General features: G+C 59.3%; 11 protein-coding genes. 7 read left to right on the forward strand and 4 right to left on the reverse strand.

Annotation, left to right across the window (positions count from 1 at the left end):
• Positions 1-389 precede the first annotated feature (389 nt).
• The 3 genes from BGO22_RS22280 to BGO22_RS22290 are packed head-to-tail and all read left to right on the forward strand — an operon-like array spanning position 390 to position 4,834.
• Complete coding sequence (locus BGO22_RS22280) at positions 390-1,283, forward strand: TnsA endonuclease N-terminal domain-containing protein (protein WP_147326202.1); 894 nt, start codon at positions 390-392, stop codon at positions 1,281-1,283.
• On the forward strand, positions 1,280-3,568 hold the full coding sequence (locus BGO22_RS22285; protein ID WP_502686493.1) for a TnsB C-terminal domain-containing protein: 2,289 nt from the start codon (positions 1,280-1,282) through the stop codon (positions 3,566-3,568). Before BGO22_RS22280 ends, BGO22_RS22285 begins: the two co-directional genes overlap by 4 nt.
• On the forward strand, positions 3,569-4,834 hold the full coding sequence (locus tag BGO22_RS22290) for an AAA family ATPase (RefSeq protein ID WP_116958701.1): 1,266 nt from the start codon (positions 3,569-3,571) through the stop codon (positions 4,832-4,834).
• A 99-nt stretch (positions 4,835-4,933) separates the two neighbouring features.
• Here BGO22_RS22290 and BGO22_RS22295 read toward each other — a convergent pair whose 3' ends face one another.
• The 3 genes from BGO22_RS22295 to BGO22_RS22305 form a co-directional block, all read right to left on the reverse strand.
• Positions 4,934-5,854 carry a TniQ family protein gene (locus BGO22_RS22295; protein ID WP_083293390.1) on the reverse strand — a complete coding sequence of 307 codons (921 nt, stop codon included), beginning with the start codon at positions 5,852-5,854 and terminating at the stop codon, positions 4,934-4,936.
• A gap of 18 nt (positions 5,855-5,872) precedes the next feature.
• A complete protein-coding gene (locus BGO22_RS22300; protein ID WP_083293391.1) occupies positions 5,873-6,217 on the reverse strand; it encodes a helix-turn-helix domain-containing protein in 345 nt (114 codons plus the stop codon).
• Positions 6,218-6,293: 76 nt separating this feature from the next.
• Positions 6,294-8,036 carry a TnsD family Tn7-like transposition protein gene (locus tag BGO22_RS22305; protein ID WP_083293392.1) on the reverse strand — a complete coding sequence of 581 codons (1,743 nt, stop codon included), beginning with the start codon at positions 8,034-8,036 and terminating at the stop codon, positions 6,294-6,296.
• Between the two features lie 403 nt (positions 8,037-8,439).
• Here BGO22_RS22305 and BGO22_RS22310 point away from each other — a divergent pair, with 403 nt between their 5' ends.
• The 4 genes from BGO22_RS22310 to herA are packed head-to-tail and all read left to right on the forward strand — an operon-like array spanning position 8,440 to position 15,274.
• Positions 8,440-9,564 (forward strand): metallophosphoesterase family protein, encoded by a 1,125-nt coding sequence (locus tag BGO22_RS22310; RefSeq protein WP_070401325.1) that lies wholly within the window; start codon positions 8,440-8,442, stop codon positions 9,562-9,564.
• Positions 9,561-12,236 carry an AAA family ATPase gene (locus tag BGO22_RS22315; protein ID WP_070401326.1) on the forward strand — a complete coding sequence of 892 codons (2,676 nt, stop codon included), beginning with the start codon at positions 9,561-9,563 and terminating at the stop codon, positions 12,234-12,236. The genes BGO22_RS22310 and BGO22_RS22315 overlap by 4 nt, the downstream gene beginning before the upstream one ends.
• Before the next feature lie 36 nt (positions 12,237-12,272).
• A complete protein-coding gene (locus BGO22_RS22320; RefSeq protein WP_070401327.1) occupies positions 12,273-13,508 on the forward strand; it encodes a DUF4297 family anti-phage-associated protein in 1,236 nt (411 codons plus the stop codon).
• Positions 13,505-15,274 (forward strand): anti-phage-associated helicase HerA, encoded by a 1,770-nt coding sequence (herA, locus tag BGO22_RS22325; protein ID WP_070401328.1) that lies wholly within the window; start codon positions 13,505-13,507, stop codon positions 15,272-15,274. The genes BGO22_RS22320 and herA overlap by 4 nt, the downstream gene beginning before the upstream one ends.
• Before the next feature lie 357 nt (positions 15,275-15,631).
• On the opposite strand, the gene BGO22_RS22335 is transcribed toward herA, so the two are convergent.
• Positions 15,632-16,456: a hypothetical protein gene (locus BGO22_RS22335; RefSeq protein ID WP_286852446.1), complete on the reverse strand. Its 825-nt coding sequence runs from the start codon at positions 16,454-16,456 to the stop codon at positions 15,632-15,634.
• Positions 16,457-16,926: the final 470 nt, after the last annotated feature.

The raw sequence follows: 16,926 nt of genomic DNA on the forward strand, positions 1-16,926 counted from the left end.
CCTCAGCACTGGCACGCCAAGGGTACTCAATCCAAGCACCGGGTCAAGGCAAGTTCGCCCCGTAGCGAAACTCTCTGGCAAGCCGCAACAACGACCGTGTCAGGCCCACGGGGTTCCGCCGGCTATCACCTCACTCTCGCTCACGAGTTCTTCGTTCGCGCAACTCATCACGCAGGAAAGGACGGTCCCAGTTCGCACTGGGTGCGTGATCGCACACGACCATCGTAGGAGGCTGAACATGTAGACAAAGAAAAACGGCGACCCGCTGTAACGGGTCGCCGCCGGTTCTCCGGGGATTCCGAAGAAGTCTTTGCAGGACTGCTTCAGTGTACGAGTCGTCAAGCGGTCTCGTCAATCCCCTTTCGTTTCTCCTTTTTCTCGGGGATTGCATGAGAACGACGAAACGCTTTACGCCCAAGGTGCTGGAACGCTTCGAACGCCAAGGCAGGGGATCAGGCACCTACGACCTCTATGTCCCTTGGCACCAAGTCGGGCGCGGTGATCCGGCTTCCGTTGGAAGAAGCCACCTCCATATCTGGAACGGCCGACAACGGCACTTGTTGAGCGATCAAGAACTCGTTGGCCTGTACTTCATCCGGATGCTGACCGATGTGACGGACTGCCTTGAGCAGTATCGGCTATCCATCGAACCATCCAATCATCCGCTGCTCGACTACGACCAAGGCAACCCACTTAGGCTATTTCCAGGGACGGTCGGACTTTGTCTGCAGCTGGGTGTCAAACACCCGAGAACCAGCGGCGATGGCGCCACAGCTCTGTGGCGCATGTCCACCGACTTCTTCGTGGTTAGGCGTGGAGGAGATGGGCGCTTCAACGCAACAGCGGTGGCCTGCAAGCAAGATGCCCGATTACCAAAACGCAAGATGAATCTACTTGAGGTCGAGAGGGCGTACTGGGAATGCAGAGGCATCGACTGGCTCCTCATCACTCCCGAGGTCTTTCACCCCGCCGTCGCGGACAACTTAAAAACTGTCGCATGTTGGACGCGCCACCGTGATACCACCGAGCAGGAGAGGACGTTCGCATCAAAGCTCGTCGAGCTCAATCAGTTCAGATCCATTACTGAGTTGATTCATCTCCTCACCAAGCATCTCGGCTCGGAGCCGCAAGCGCAGAAGGCTCTGTGGCAATCCGTCGTACACGGCCCTCTGTCCGTCGATCTCCGTCGACCTATCAAGTTTCATGTTCCCTTCCGCTTGATAGAACGCGAGGCCTTTCTGGCCTACAACCCTATCGAGATGCGGAGGACCTCGTGGAAATGATCGCCGACTCGACGTTCCGTGTGGTCAATCGCTCGCGAAGTCGAAGCAACATACTTCCAGGCATCTACCGGGTGATACTCGACGCCCCTGAGTTGGATGTGACATGCGCGGTCCTCCTCTACTCTGAGGCAAGTTCTCCGACGAAGTCCAAGGGAGGGAGAGCACGTGTAACGATAGAGCGCCTCCGGCGACCTCGAAAGAAGCCACCCGCGCGGCTGGTCGGCAATCTCCTGTGGCTCGACCGCACGCAACTCCAGGAGCTTCACTCGGCGAAGCTCCTTTTGCCAGTTTCTGTTGAGCGTCGTTTTGTACCGAATGGATCCGATCCATCGTCAAAGGGTCGCGGAGGAAATAGAGAGCTGGCAAGAATCGATCACGAGGACCGGATCGCCAAGATGGCGCTCTTTCTGGACTTGGTAAAACTCCAAGAGTGCATCATCGTTCACAAGAGCATTGCTCCACTTGTGAGTGAAACGATGCAAACCAAGCGGGTCAGTCGCGCCTACATCTACAAGCATTGGTCGTCTTTGTGCAGATGGGGCATGCACGAGTCGAGCCTGTACCCCTTGCGTCATCGCTGTGGCGCCCCAGGGGAAGCGAGGCCGTGCGACCCGCCCAAGAACGAGGCGCCCACTCGAGGCAAGGCGGGGCGGAAATCTACCGCACAAAGAATCGCACGCGCCACTGGAGTTCCCATTGCTTCGATTCAGCCTGGCATGAGCACGGACTGGCGCTTGCGGATTCTTGCTGCAGACAAACAGATCCCCAGGCCTAAGCCGCCGATGCCAGCGCGGATAAAGCTGATCTTGGGCTCATCCTTTGTTGCAACGGCCAAGGATGTTGATGGTGAAGTGAAGTACGAACTAGGCCCGCAGGGATCGTATCCGAACGCCCAGCAGATTCGACGCGTGCTCATGTGGGATTCGAGTCAGCTCGAGCGTCTAGCGGAGCAAACTACAAAACATCATTTCAACAGCCAGTTGAGAGGTCTGACTGCACGAAGCTGGAAGGGTGTACCCGGTCCGGCGCACACCTGGGCGATCGATTCAACGATAGGAGACATCTATCTTCGATCATCGGTGAAACGAGCCTGGATTATCGGTCGTCCCATTGTGTACATCATTGTCGACATCTGGTCGACGGCCATCATGGGCTTCTACATTTGCCTCACGGGTCCCAGCTGGTCGACCGCAAAGGTCGCCATCTTCAACGCGTGCATGTCGCATTCACTTTCCACACGAATTCCTCAGTTCGCGCTGGCAACGCAGTTGGTTCCAGCCCCAACTCTCTGCTACCGCCTCCTGTGTGACCGCGGCGAGTATCTCTCGGCCGGACACAAGCACACAGCACTCAAGCTCGACTACGACGTCGCCTACACACCTCCCTACCGCGGGGATCTGAAGGGTACGGTCGAGGTGCAGTTTCGCATCATCAAGGACGAGCAATTCTGGTTCATTCCAGGCGCAATGGACGCTCGTCGACATGAACTCGAGCTGCGCAAGGTCGATCCGCGAAAGTGCACCTTTACGTTGAAAGACTACGCGGACTACTTATCGATTGCGTTTGCGGATTACAACTTCACTGCAAACCGTAGCGATCGAATGACGGGCGAGATGAGAGCTGCCGGCGTGTTCCCATCTCCGGCAGGCCTTTGGCGCTGGGGTCACTCTGTCGGGGCTGCGTATCAGCGTCAAGTGTTTGAGCATGACCTCGTCGCTGAGCTGCTCCCCGCGGCTACGGCGCGTGTCAAATCAGATGGGGTTTGGCATGCTGGTTGCATGTACACCTCCAATCATATTCATGAGCTTGAATGGACCACCCGCGCGCGGAACTTCGGCGGCTGGAACGTACCCGTTCATCATCACCCTGGTGGCATGGAAACGATTTGGACGCCGTCGCCCAAGGACCACCAGATGTTTGAGATGACCTTGACCGGCGAGTCGAGGGCATCGCCTCACTACAGTATGGATGAGTGGGCAGACGTACTCGCAAAAGAGGTCATGGACAGGCCCGCTGAAGAACATGCACGGCTTGCGGCCTCCATTCAGTCACGAAGGCGCCTTCAAGAGATCCGGGACAATGCAAATCGCTTGACTCAAGAAGCGATCGACAAGTTCGACGGGCCGATGCCCACAATGACAGAGGCTCGCCACTTGGAGGAAGCTGCATCACTTGCGCATCCTATGGCGGAGTCTTGCCCTTTGGAAGTACCTCGGTATGAAGCGGAGATCGCCCACGACGCGATGATGTCCACACTGCTCGAACGCGCAAACCGAGACAGGTAGATGAAGGCAGAGGACCCTTCAAACCCATACGCGGGCAACCTCCTCACGGAGTGTTTGCCAGGCATTCAATCGTCGGACGCCACTCTCAGTTCCCTGCTCTATCTGCCACCGGAACCCACAGATCTGGGCTCGACTCCGAAGCATGTTCGTCTGCATGACTTGATGTCTGTTCGTGATTTGCATGTCCCGACGTTGGTCGAGCGACGCCTGTTTCATTCAATCGATCTGATGGTACGCCAGGGATACAGCTACAGAGACCCCAGACAAGCGTCTACCTGGGCCTCAGTTAGTGGAGATGCGACTCGCGCCGGCATTCGAATTCCACAAGCAACCGCGGCAGCAGTAGAGGGGCTGTCTGGTGTCGGCAAAACACAGGCCTGCCTTCGATGCCTACATGCCTTTGGCCCTCAGGTCATTCGTCATGAACGATTCCCAAAGGTCATCGGGGGGTTGACCCAAGTCCTGTGGCTGTCCGTAGAGGCTCCACCCTCTGGGCGCTCATCGGACCTTGCGCGTGCGCTGATGCTTGCGTGGGACGAGGCCACTGGCGGTCGGCGATTCGACAACTGGCTGGCGAAGGAACGAATTCCAGATGGAATGCGAGCTTTGGACGAATGGCGGCAAGTCGCCGTGTCTGGCTTCCTTGGGATTCTTCATCTCGATGAAATTCAGAATCTCTTCAAGATCTCGTCCCTGAAGCAACGAGTCAACCGCGCTGGCACCGCAGAACGGCCGGAAATCAGCATCGTAGAAGATCGCGTCGTGCGCTGGTTCCTCAATCTCGTCAACACAGGCCAGATACCAGTGCTTGTGTCCGGTACGCCGGATGGAATCGGTGCTCTGACCTCGCGCTTGAGTACCTTGCAGCGACTGAATACTGCCGGTTACCATCGGTTCGAACAGTTCTCCGATCACACTGCGCCAAGATTTAGGTCCCAGTTTCTGGACGTGCTTGCGCGGTATCAGTATGTTCAGAAGAAGCTCCCGATCGACGACAACCTTGCCAAGCTGATCATTGATCTGACCGCAGGCATTCAACGAGTCATCATCGCACTGTGGATCGCTGCTCACCGCGTTGCCTTCGAACGCGCGGATGACAGCTTGCGGCTCGAAGACTTCATCACGGCAGCTCAAACCTGGCTCGAGCCGCTCGCACCAGCCGTCGCGGCGATTCGGGAAGGAAGCCCATCCAAGATGGCCATGTATGAAGACCTCGTGCTGCGCGACACGCCATTCTGGTCGGAGTTTTGGAGTCGGTTCTCGTGAGTCTCACTTGTCTTGGGAAGGCGCTACCACTGTTGCAGTCCCCCCAGTGCCCCGTCCATTGCTTTCCGGTTTACCTATCAGCAACTATGCGAATCTGAGTCAATGACTTTTCGTGCACTCTCTTGTTGAGAGAACCATCCCTGAAATCGCTTCTTCACTCGTCTCGTACAAGGCCGCGAATACAAGGGCGGCCGACAGCGTAGAGAACATCGCACTCCCTGAGACGTCATCGCTGAACACATGTCTCGTGAGTCCTTCTTGACTCAAGGCATCGAGCCATCGCCGGTCATAGCAGGCCTGGACTTCTTCTAGTTTTAGCAGGTGACGGACAAGGGTGCAGGCTTCAGTATTGATCCCAAGATCTTCGGCTCGATACTTGGCTGCAGAAAAGACGGCATCGAGGGGGAGGACAACAACGCCGCCTAGCAGGTGCGAACAGATATCGAAGAACCGGTACGTCGCGCAATCCGTCGCATCCTTCTCGAACATCAAGTCACTCTCAACCTTGGCCTGCGGCAGCATCTGGGCCGGCGAGGCGTAGAACGCCTCCGCCTGGCTTATGCCAACGCGAGACAGTGTGGCGCCATGTTTGTCACATCTCCATTGCCCAGGCAGTTGGTGTTCTCGACGCCAGTAGGCATAGCCGTGAAAGCCAAGATCCTCGCGCACGCATTCTTGGCAAAGATAAGCTTGCGGTCTTGGCACTCGCAACGTGCCCCCGCTGATCATGGAAGCACGGTACTTTCCTTGCCCCAGCATCCCTCCGGAGACGTCTTTTGTCACTGCACGACGAAGAGGAAACATTGTGTGATGCCGAACATATGACTCAAGGTCCATTGCTGCGATCTTCGCCAAGAGTTCGACGCGAGGTACGTCACAGAAGTTGACCGATTGCCCTGTGAATAGGCGTAACGCTTGACGTCCATCCGCGACGTTCCGACTCAATCCGTTCCACCGGAGGACGGCCCCCCAATAGCCGATGGCAAGCTCGCCAGGCTTGGGGGCAGGTACGACGAGCAATCTGGGGGCCCTTCTAGCCTACAACCGACTGATCGGCGTAGGTCGCAATGCAGAGAGGGACCGAATGACGGTTGACAATGCCTTTGCGTGCCCGGCCGATCCGTCCCACGCAGAACGCAACGCGTCGACAAGCTCTTCGTTGCCCCTCACCGCATCGGCCGTCACGCCGACTTCGAAGCGCTCGACGTAGAGGCACACATCTTCAAGCAAGCGAGATCTACGCAGCCCTCGCCCGTTCAAGATCCGGCTTACCTGCGACTGACTGGCACCAACGGCAGACGCAATTTGCGCCTGGGAAATGCCGCGCTGTCTGCACGCCTCCCTAGCGTTGAGCAACCTGGCGAGCGACGCTGTTTCGAGCATGCATAAAGCATAATCTAGCGCATATTTGCATGTCAACCATCATGCACAAAGACAGGAAAGCGGCCGGGCTGCGCAATCAGAGTAGCTCGCTCGGGGAAGTGGAAGTTGCGCGTCTTGTAAGGACGGTCTCGAGCGCTCGCTGCGTCAAGGGCAGCCGTTGTAGTTGACCTAGTTTCGCCTTCAGCTCTGGAAGGACCTGGTACAACTGCCAGAGTCGCAACGTTGTTGCCCCGTTCTTCGACAGCGACAGCGCAGTCTGAAAGACACGTGCACTGAGCTCCAAATCACGGACATCCCAACGAACCGCTGGGCTCGCCCTGCGGGCACTTTCTTTCGGAGCAGGCGGAAGGTTGGCCCGAAGCCAGGCGGTGTCGTTGCGATACAGCCACGCATAAGCGGCTGGCTCCAGTTTTCTCATCCACTTCAAGCCCTGATGTTCGCCACTTGCCAGAAGGGATAGCCACGTCGAACGTGCGCGCTCTCGGGATCTCGCTTTCCTAGCAGCGACCCATTGGGCGTGCAGCCCCACCTCGGTCATGAGGATGCGAGTGATGGTCCCACTCGAAATGCTATACCGCTGAGCGAGTTCATTTCTGTCGTCGCCAAATTGAAGCGCCTGCAAGATTGAAAGCAGGCTTTCCGCCGTCAGCTTCTTCGACCTACGCTTCGTGGAAATCCCAGAAGATGCTGCCCATGCCATGGCGGTCTTGACGTCCACTCCGTACTCACGCGCTGCTGATGTGGCAGACGCCCCTTCGCTCATGAACGCCACCAGTCGAACGCGCACGTCCTCCTTATCAGTTGCCCCCTGACTGAGTTCCTTGTTCACCTCCGGCCAACAGTCCCTTTCGCTGGGATGCGCGAGTTCCGCTCGAAGATCATCCACGTCGTCAAACAGCCAGCTCGCGACGACCATCCATCGAAGCGGATGCGTTCCACTTCTCATCGGCCGCAGAAGTCGACCCAATTGTGATTTCGCCTCTTCAACGGAGCTCGGCAGAGCTGCTAGTTCCGGAATACGTCGAAGTGGTCGTACATGCTGAAGGAAGGAGCTTGCGGCATCTTCGAGCCGCAGCCTGCCCGATGTAAGAAGCCAGCCATTGGCCAGCATGCGGGATCTCACCGCGGCCTGGAAGCGATGCCGGCTCAACCAGCCATCCTCCGTTATGGACTCCACCAGATCGACGGTCATGGTTGCGAGCTTGAGTGCACTTGCTTGCATCCAGTCCGTTCTCAAAGCCTCAAGACTGTGTTGATCTTCCTCAGCAGGAAGATGCCACTGGAAACGAGCCACCCCGGTCGCTTTCAGCGCCGACTCCTGCACAGGAATCTTGTGCTCCGGGCACATCCAGACCCCGGGGTATTGAAGATGGCCTCGCCAATAGACCCAACCACACTCCACGAGATCACGATGCCTGCACTGAGGGCAAGACTTGAGCGGGTGATGCGCACGAAACCGACTCGTCAGAAGCCCCAATCGATACTTCAGATGTGCCACGGAGGCGCTTCGCATCATGACAACTGCATCCTGCACTTCACCCGCGCCTCGAAACGGAGCGTAGAACTTCAGCACAGTACGCTGTCTGGCAATCTCGTTCGCCGAACCAAGAAGCCCTTGCGTTCGATCCGCGAACACATCCAACGCGCAGGGAAAGTCATGTTGCGTCCCTCGCCTCGGTGAACCGAAAAGAATCTCCGTAGACTGGGATGAGTTCGAAAATCCCCAGAGGCGATGATGCCGACTGCAGAGGCTGAACAGGGTCTCGCCCGTCAACCAAGGAAGAACCGCAGAATTGAATGGCAGAAGCTCCATGGCCATAGCAGCTCAGGTCGACGATCCGTCGCCAGGGAGGGGCATGGGAGCAAGAGCCATGCGCGCGCCCTATGTTCCTATGGATCTCATCCCATATCAAGGAGGTCGCAGCGCGAGTTGTTGAGCATCGGCCGCTCGAGACTGGGTGCAGCCACCTGCGCTTCGAGGCCGAAAGGCCGTAGTTGACCAAAACGGGTCGTCAGTAACACCAAACAGACCGCTGAAAAATTGGTCACAACGCCGCGAAACAACCCCTGATTTCGTGCTCGAACGAACGGAGAAACCTCTCGCGATTCGTCCGAGCAGTGCACTGCCGTGCAGTGTTTCAAAACGTTAGACTGGTGGTGAACGGCGCATCAAGTCGCCGCTGCAAGGGAATTCCATCAAATCAAGCGATCAGGGGGATGACTTGATCTCATTTTTGCATACGGCCGACTGGCAGATCGGTCGAGTGTTCGCGCAGTTTGAGACCGACGACGCGGCCGCTCTATTTGAGGCACGATTCGCTGCCGTGGAGCGCCTGGCCAGTATCGCGGCCGATAGAGGCGTGGACGCAGTGCTGGTCGCTGGCGACGTGTTTGACGCCCAGACGGTGGCCGAGAAGACTATTCGGCGGCTGTTCAACGCCATGCAAGGCTTTACCGGGACCTGGGTCCTGATCCCGGGTAATCACGATGCTGCGCTGGCGGAGTCGGTGTGGAACCGGGCACATCGCTTGGGGGCAATCCCCGACAACGTCATCGTGTGCCTAGAGCCAAGGCCCTTTGTGGTGGCAGGCAAGTTCACATTGCTGCCGGCACCGCTGACCCAGCGCCATACCTATGCCGACCTCACCGAATGGTTCGCGACGCACGTTCCATCGGACGACCTGCCGCGAGTCGGTCTGGCGCACGGCAGTGTGCAGGGCATCCTACCCGCAGACGTGGACTCGACCAATCCGATCGCGGCGGGCCGGGCGCAGAGCGCGGGACTGGCTTACCTGGGGCTAGGAGACTGGCACGGCACCAAGCAGGTGGATAGCAAGACCTGGTACGCCGGCACGCCGGAATCGGACCGCTTTAAAGCCAACGAGTCGGGTCAGGCACTGCTCGTGGCCATAGAGTCGACGTCACTCGAGCCTATTGTCACAGCGGTACCCACCGGAAAATTCAACTGGCGTCAGCTCGAGCAGCATATGGCCGTCGATTCAGACGTCGACGAAGTGGTGCAAGCGTTAGACGGAGTGAGTGGCAATGATGTCCTTCACTTGCGCCTGTCCGGCACCTGCAATCTGGCGGGACACCGCAAGCTGACGGCCGCGCTCGGGGCGGCGCGCGCCAAGGCGCGGGCCATCCTGTGGAACGCTGAGGCGCTCAGGCTCGAGCCAACCGAGGAAGATATTCAAACGCTGCGTGCCGACGGCTTTGTGGGCGAGGCCCTGCAGGAGCTGCGCGAGCAGCAAGCCAGCGCAGAGCCCGAACTGGCGCGTGACGCGCTGCTAGCGCTGGCGCGGATCCTGGACGACCAAGCACCAGCGAAAGGAGCCTGCGCATGAAGCTCAAGCGGGTGCGAATCGAGAATTTCAAGCGCTTTCGGGCCCCGCTGGAGTTGTGCGACTTCGCTGACGGACTGAACCTGTTCGTCGCCCCGAACGAGTCGGGGAAGTCCACCGTAGCCGAAGCCATCCGGGCCGCGTTTTTCGAGCGGCACAAGTCGAGCGCGATCAGTGGCTTGCGTCCGTGGAGCGACAGCTCCGCCACGCCGTCTGTGGAGATCGCTTTCGCACTCGGCGGGAAACCCGCTCGGCTGAGCAAGGCGTTTCTGGGCAAGAAGCGATGCCAGCTCATCATCGATGGCAAGACGCTGGAAGGAGCAGAGGCCGAGGATCACCTGGGAGAGCTGCTGGGCTTCAGCTTCGCCGGAAAGGGCGCCAGCTCGCCCGAGCACATGGGTATCCCCGGGTTGCTCTGGATTAAGCAGGGCACGTCGCATGAAATTGCCAAGGTCGTCGGGTTCGCAAGCGATCATCTGCGCAACGCGATGGGGGACTCCCTTGGCGAACTCGCGGCCACAAGCGGCGATGAGGTCATCAAGGCGGTTGAGACCGAGCGCAATCAGCTGCTGACGCCGTCCACCGAGGCACCGCGCGGTGCATACGGGGAAGCGATCAAGCGCCGCACAGCGCTGCTCGAAGAGCTGCAGTTATTGCGCGTGGAGATTAACGCGTACCGAATCGCCGTGGACCGGCTGGCGGCATTGCGTCTTGATCATGGGCAAGACGGCGAGGCTCGGCCCTGGCTGACCCTGCGCGCGCAACTTGAGCAAGCGCAGGTCAAGCTGGCCGACGCGTTGGGGCTTGCCCAGCGGAGGACCGCGCAAGAGTTGCTGCTCAAGCAGGCTTCGGCGCAGGTTGACGCCCAGCGCCAACAACTGCAGCTCATGGCACGCGACGACGACGCGGTGAAGCTGCGCGAGGAGAAGCTGGAGGCGGCGCAGGACAAGCTGGCGCAGGCCAACGGTCAGCTCCAGGCCTGGGAGCCGCGCCATGCGCAGGCTGAACACGCGAGCATGAGGGCGCGCGACCGACTGGCAGCGGCGCGCCAAGTGGCGACCTGGCAGGCCCAGGAGAAGGCGGTGACCGAGCTCGCGGCCCAAGTACAAGCCCTGAGCCGGAGTCACCGCCAAGCGCAGCTCAAGCAGGAAGAGCTAACAAGCTTGCAGGCCGAGACGCTGTCGCTCGCCATGCCCGGCGCGGAGCTCAAGCGCCTGCGCGAAGTCACGGAGAGCCTGCGCACCGCGCAGGCTCGGTTGGATGCGGTATCAACCGCGCTGGAGTTCCGCCTCCAGCCCAGCGCGAAGGTGCAGGTCGCCGGTGTCCAGGTGAATGCCACCGACCGCCTCACCGTGGTGGAGCGCACGGGCATCGACATTGAGGGGGTGGGGCGCATCACGGTGCTGCCGGGCGGTGAGGGCCTTCAAAGCCTGATTGCGGATCGTGATCAACAGCGCAAAGTCCTGGCGGAGCTGCTCCAGCGCCTGGGTGTGGCGAACTTGGCGGCTGCGGAAGAGCGTGAGCGCCAGCACGTGCAGCGCGCGGCGGAGGCCAAGGCGGCGAAATCCGTCTTGGAGGCCCACGCTCCGAAGGGGGTGGCCGCCTTGGCGGTGGACATAGCGGCGCTGTCGACCAAGCTGACGGAGGCGAAGCAAGCACTGCAGAACTTGACGGAACCTGTCGGGGCTGAAACTGCCGGCGTATCCGTGTCGCAAGCGGAATCGGATGAATCCACGGCGAAGGTCATACTGGAAGATGCGACGTCCCAGCTGAACGACTCCAAGCTCGCGGTGAGCGAAGCGATGGCCCTGCTCAGCGTCGCGAGCGAAGAGCTGGCAGCGGCCCAGGCGACACTGGCCGACCCACTTCGCGCCAAAAGGAAAGCGGACGCCAGCCATGCCCTGACCGATGCCCTTGCGAACGAGACCACGGCGCGGGCAGGTGTGGAAGCACTCGCCGAGCAACTGCGCACGCTCAACGTTGCACTTCTGCAGCAGGACGTCGAGCGGTTTGAGCGGAGCGCCAAGCAGCTTGAGAGCGCGTACGCCCAACGCGGGAGCGACATCATCCGGTTGGAGGCGGACCTGGAGGCCAAGGGCGCCTTGGGGCTGGAAGAGGCCGCCGCGGACAAACAGCGCGAGCTCGACCACATGGAGAGACGGTGCACCGAGCTCGAACGCCGGGCCAAGGCGCTGAGCCATCTTCTCAAGCTGCTCACAGAGAAGCGCGCCGCGCTGGCACGACGCCTGCGCGCGCCACTTCAGCGACACCTGAACCACTACCTACAGATCCTGTTCCCGGGCGCGGGCATCGAGGTGAGTGATGACCTATCACCGGGACGCATCACCCGAGTCGGCACCAACGGCGCGGAGACCGGTGATTTCGAGGAACTCAGCGTCGGGGCACGGGAGCAGATGGGTGTCGTCGCGCGGCTGGCCTACGCGGACCTTCTGCAAGAGGCTGGCAAGCCCACGTTGCTCATCCTAGACGACGCCCTGGTTCACACCGACAAAGATCGACTGGGCCAGATGAAGCGGGTGCTCTACGACGCCGCTCAAAGACATCAGATCCTGGTGTTTAGCTGCCACCCGCACGCCTGGCAGGACCTTGGCGTTGCCGCACGCGAGCTATCTCATGCGCCTGGCTACGGCGGCGGCGAACCCTCTACGCCGTGAGGCCGACCGCCGTTGAGCATCACCCGAGGATAGACAGTGAAAGACCGCAGCGCGATCGCGACGATCAAAGGCTACTTCTACCAGTTCGACCAGACGATCGTGAGTCTGCTCGAGGCGTCCCCTCATGGCAGCGTGACGGTCGAAGGCGTGGAGGACATAGACCTGGATGATCCGGGTGAGAGCGCCTTCGTGCAGTGCAAGTACTACGAAGGCACGGAGTACAACCACTCGGTGATTAAGGACGCGGTCGTGCACATGCTGCGGCATTTCCATGCCGCGGGCTGCTCCAGAGACCAAATGTTCCGGTACCGGCTTCACGGCTATTACCAAAGCGGGCAGCACAAGCTCACGCTTCCCCTGACGGGCGACTTCGTGAAGGAACACTTTCTTACCTTCACGAAGGAAAAGAAGGTCCACAAAGTGCACGAAGAACTGGTGCTCACCGACGAACAGCTGGCCGACTTTCTCGCGCTGCTGGACATCAACGTGAGCGCGCCGTCCTATGACGCTCAGAAGGAGACGTTGATCAAACTGATGGTGCGCGAGATCTCCGGGTGCAACAGCGATGATGCGCGGATCTTCTTCTATCCGATGGCGATCAACGTCGTTCAGGGACTCGCAATCGAAGCGGACGTGGCGCAGCGAAAGGTAACCAAGGCGCAGTTCTTGAAGGCAATCAACCGCAAGGAGGTGGTCTTCAACGCCTGGCTGAGGGATTACATGGGGCGCGAGTACTTCGCGAGGATGGTCCGTCGAAAGTACTTCTCTCATCGCACGACTAAGCTGCCCCAGGCTTCGAGATTCTTCGTGATCGAGATGGGCGAAGAGTTCGAAGTGGCCAAGGCCAGTCGCATGCTCGCCGGGCTTGGGCGGAAGTTCTCGCACACGGAGCATATGCGGACGCCTGCTACCGATCGGTTTTGCCCCTACGTGCTGCTGCGAGGCCTGACGCCCGAACAGTTGGTTGAGCTCAAGGAGAGCCTTTGGAGGCAGGGCGTGGCCTTCATTGACGGCTATCCCTTCCACGGTTCGGCTTTCTCACCCGAGATGCTGGCGGAGCGCCCCACCAAAGAAAGACTCTGGACGCTCAAATTCGTCCCCGATGAGCACGAGCTAGCGCCGACCATGGCTGCCTGCAAAGGCTCGCTCGTCGAGGTCTACGACTTTCACCAAGGCTCGCCGTTGGACTCAGCCCTCCTGCCCAAGGGCACAGGGCTCCATTCGATCAAGAGTGACAGTGCCTATCTGCTTCAGGAGGTCATGCAGGCATGAACGATTCCAATGACATCAAGGCCGAAGTGATTGCTGTCTTCCCGGACAAGGTGAAGATCTCGGTTGGCAACATCTCGGCATTCGCAAACGATAAGAGCCTCAAGGTGGGCTCATATCTGCGCATCACCGATATCGAAGAATGCGCGCTCATCGCGATCATCGAGAACTTCTGCATCGAAGTAACTGCCAGCGGCGAGCGTCGTCACCTCATCGAGGCCTTGCCGCTGGGAATCATCGCTGACGGCAAGTTCATTCGTGGCGGCGATACGCTGACCATCCCTCCCACTGGCGTGGCGCCGGCGACGGACGAAGACATCAAGAAAATCTTCGAGGATTCGATTGAGCCGGCAAAGAAGTTCGCATTCAGCGCGCTGGTGTCCAACGAGAAGATCTCCGTCCCCGTCGACGGGGACCGGTTCTTCAACAAGCATCTTGCCGTCGTGGGTTCCACTGGCGCGGGCAAGTCGCACACCATCGCCAAGATCATCCAGACCGCAGTGCGCGCGAAAGACGGCGATTACTCGCTGAACAACTCCCACGTCGTCATCTTCGACATCCACTCCGAGTACCGGACGGCATTCCCCGACGCGAACTTCCTGGATGCCAGCACACTGACCTTGCCTTACTGGCTGCTCAACAGCGAAGAACTGGAGGAGGTGCTTCTGGATACGGGCGAGCGCGACAACTACAACCAATCGGCAGTGTTTCGCCATTTGGTCACGGAGAACAAGAAGCGCCACAACAAGTGCGCGAAGAACGTCTTCTACGACAGTCCTCTCAAGTTCGACATCCATGAAGTGCTGAACGCGCTGTACAACATCAAGAACGAAACCGTGAACTCGAAGAACGAGGCGCGGTACATGGTGAACGACGGCAGCTACGCGTTGCTGACTGAGGGCAAGACTGATAGTGGCCATGGGCTGCTGCTCACGGCGGATCAGCGCTTGGATCTTTACTTTTCTAAGCGACTCGATTTTCATCCGACCAAGTCGCAAAGCATCACGGGCGGGAGCTACGCTGACAAGACACTGGACAAGTTCTTCACGCGGTTCGAGGGCAAGGTCGAGCAGGACCGCCTGCAGTTCCTCTTCGGTCCGGCTGCGGATACAGCCACGCTGGAAGGTACTCTGATGAGCCTGATCGGCTACGGCGATACGAAGTCCAACGTCACGATCGTCGACTTGAGCGGCGTTCCGTTTGAGGTCCTGAGCATCACCGTGTCACTGATCTCGCGGATCCTTTTCGAATATGGATATCACTACAAAGTGATGCGCACGGCGGCGAAAGAGCAGTTCAATACCGACGCGCCGCTCCTGCTCGTTTATGAGGAGGCTCACAAGTACGTGCCCAACAGCGACCTGGTACGTTTTCGCGCTTCCAAGCTCTCGATCGAGCGCATTGCAAAGGAAGGGCGCAAGTACGGCGTCACGCTGCTTCTGTCGAGTCAGCGGCCGTCAGAAATCTCCGAGACGATCTTCTCCCAGTGCAGCAATTTCCTGGCGATGCGCTTGACCAACCCGAGCGACCAGAGTTACGTCGCCCGCCTGTTGCCTGACACCCTCGGTAACCTGTGCGACAAGTTGCCGACCCTGGGTGCAGGCGAGGCGCTTCTGATCGGTGAGTCGGTGGTGATGCCATCGTTGGTCCAGGTGCAGCGCTGCGATCCTCCACCCTCGTCGACAGATATTCCGTACTACCAGCTCTGGAAGGAAGAGTGGAAGCAACTCAACTTCGAGGGGATCAAAAAGTCGTGGCTCAAGGAATAGGGGAGGCGAGGCTAACCGCCTTAACACGGCCAGACGGGTCAGCACCGGTTGCCGCGTCCAATGGTGGCTTCGCGCCAACAGCGTGAGTACGCGGGCCGAATGTGACCGGCGACACCCGCTGCGAAGCCGAAGACTAATCCGCGCGGTCCAGCCCCAGGTTGTCGACCTGCCGCCCGAGGATCTGTTCATACTGGCGAGTCCCCAAGTGCGGCGATTCGTTCATGCAGCAGGGCAAGAGAGCGCCTTCTGTTTCAACCCGGCCAATTTGATCCAGGATTGCACGGCCTCTCGGGTGGCTGGAGTGACTTCGAACTGAATAGGCCGCAAGGCGCGGGCAGGTTGAAATTGCAGGCCGCTTTAGGCTTTCGCCCATTCAAGGTCTCGGATTGCGAAGCCAACAGCATGAATGGCGAGCTCGGCGTCCTCTTCCATGATGGGTCGATAACCATTTTGGCGCTGCGCATTGCTCTTGTTCCGGCTGTGCAGCTTCGCGCACACCTTGCCCAGGTGACCCACGCAGATTCGCTCATAGGGTGCACCCTCTATAGTCGCAGAGACTTGCGCAAGCTCCCTGCCAATGATCGTGTCGGGCGAGCCACTCTGAGCAAGCCATGAGGAGAGAATCGCCTGCATGGCATCGCGGCAGTTGTCAACGACAGAGCCAGGTGACTCCTTGAAGGCGGAGTCGAGGACGCGCGCGATTGCCTGAGCGACCGCAGGTCGGAGCTGCTCGTCGATCTTGTTGAGGTCGAGCTCAGGCAGGATGCTGAATGCTGACAACGCTTTAAGCGTCACCATCACGGCGCCGCTGTATAGCGCCTCCGTTTGCACGACGCGCCACGCTGACGCTGCGCGCGACGACCCTAGCGCCAAAACCGAACCTTGGCCCTGGTTCGGCCGCTGTAGGATTTCGAAGCAAGACGTATAGACGAACAGCGACTTGTAGGTTGCTTTGTCGTAGCCTGGAATCAAGCCGCGGTCATGGGGGTGGGCGGAAACGATAAGCCTCGAAGGCTGAGCACCGCTGGTTTGCTGATAGAGGCGGCCTCTGCGCGTTCGGCTTACCGGGTCATACGAATCCTCTCGGAACACGAGACCAAAAGCCTCCGAAGGACTCGGGAGCGCCTTCCAATCGTCTGCAGTATCGATGAACTTCGCATGCGTCACCGTTGGCATCGGCATGGCGGGAATGTCGGGGTTCCCCGTGCCTTCAAAGACCAGTCCTGTGTGTTGCTCAATTCCTAAATGCATGCCCGACCCCTATAGCGCAAGCTCTCAGCAGTATGCTGCCATTGGCTAGCATTTGGACGACAGCTCTTACGCCAAGACCGTGAGTTCAACGTGTAGACGCGCCTAGCGGCAGTCGCTGCACAGCTCCCCAACTGAAGAACTGTCAATGACTGAACTCAGGTTGATGGCCATGTCAGCGTCGCTGCCGTAGTTTTCGACTTTATTGTTTTGTTTTCGACTCTATTTCGCTGTTTTCGACTTTATTTGTCAGAAACACAGGCGATGCGCGATCCGCAGCGCCTCACTCCACCGTCACGCTCTTCGCCAGGTTCCTCGGCTTGTCGACGTCCGTGCCCTTGGCCAGCGCCGTGTGGTACGCCAGCAGCTGCAGCGGCACCACGTGCAGGATGGGCGAGAGCGCG

This window comes from Hydrogenophaga sp. 70-12, from assembly GCF_001897365.1.
GTDB lineage: Bacteria > Pseudomonadota > Gammaproteobacteria > Burkholderiales > Burkholderiaceae_C > Hydrogenophaga > Hydrogenophaga borbori.

Bases quoted from the DNA above. Each gene is read 5' to 3' on its own strand.
- BGO22_RS22280 (WP_147326202.1), top strand. From the start codon at position 390: ATGAGAACGACGAAACGCTTTACGCCCAAGGTGCTGGAACGCTTCGAA.
- BGO22_RS22285 (WP_502686493.1), top strand. From the start codon at position 1,280: ATGATCGCCGACTCGACGTTCCGTGTGGTCAATCGCTCGCGAAGTCGA.
- BGO22_RS22290 (WP_116958701.1), top strand. From the start codon at position 3,569: ATGAAGGCAGAGGACCCTTCAAACCCATACGCGGGCAACCTCCTCACG.
- BGO22_RS22300 (WP_083293391.1), bottom strand. From the start codon at position 6,217: ATGCTCGAAACAGCGTCGCTCGCCAGGTTGCTCAACGCTAGGGAGGCG.
- BGO22_RS22305 (WP_083293392.1), bottom strand. From the start codon at position 8,036: ATGGCCATGGAGCTTCTGCCATTCAATTCTGCGGTTCTTCCTTGGTTG.
- BGO22_RS22315 (WP_070401326.1), top strand. From the start codon at position 9,561: ATGAAGCTCAAGCGGGTGCGAATCGAGAATTTCAAGCGCTTTCGGGCC.
- herA (WP_070401328.1), top strand. From the start codon at position 13,505: ATGAACGATTCCAATGACATCAAGGCCGAAGTGATTGCTGTCTTCCCG.
- BGO22_RS22335 (WP_286852446.1), bottom strand. From the start codon at position 16,456: ATGCCGATGCCAACGGTGACGCATGCGAAGTTCATCGATACTGCAGAC.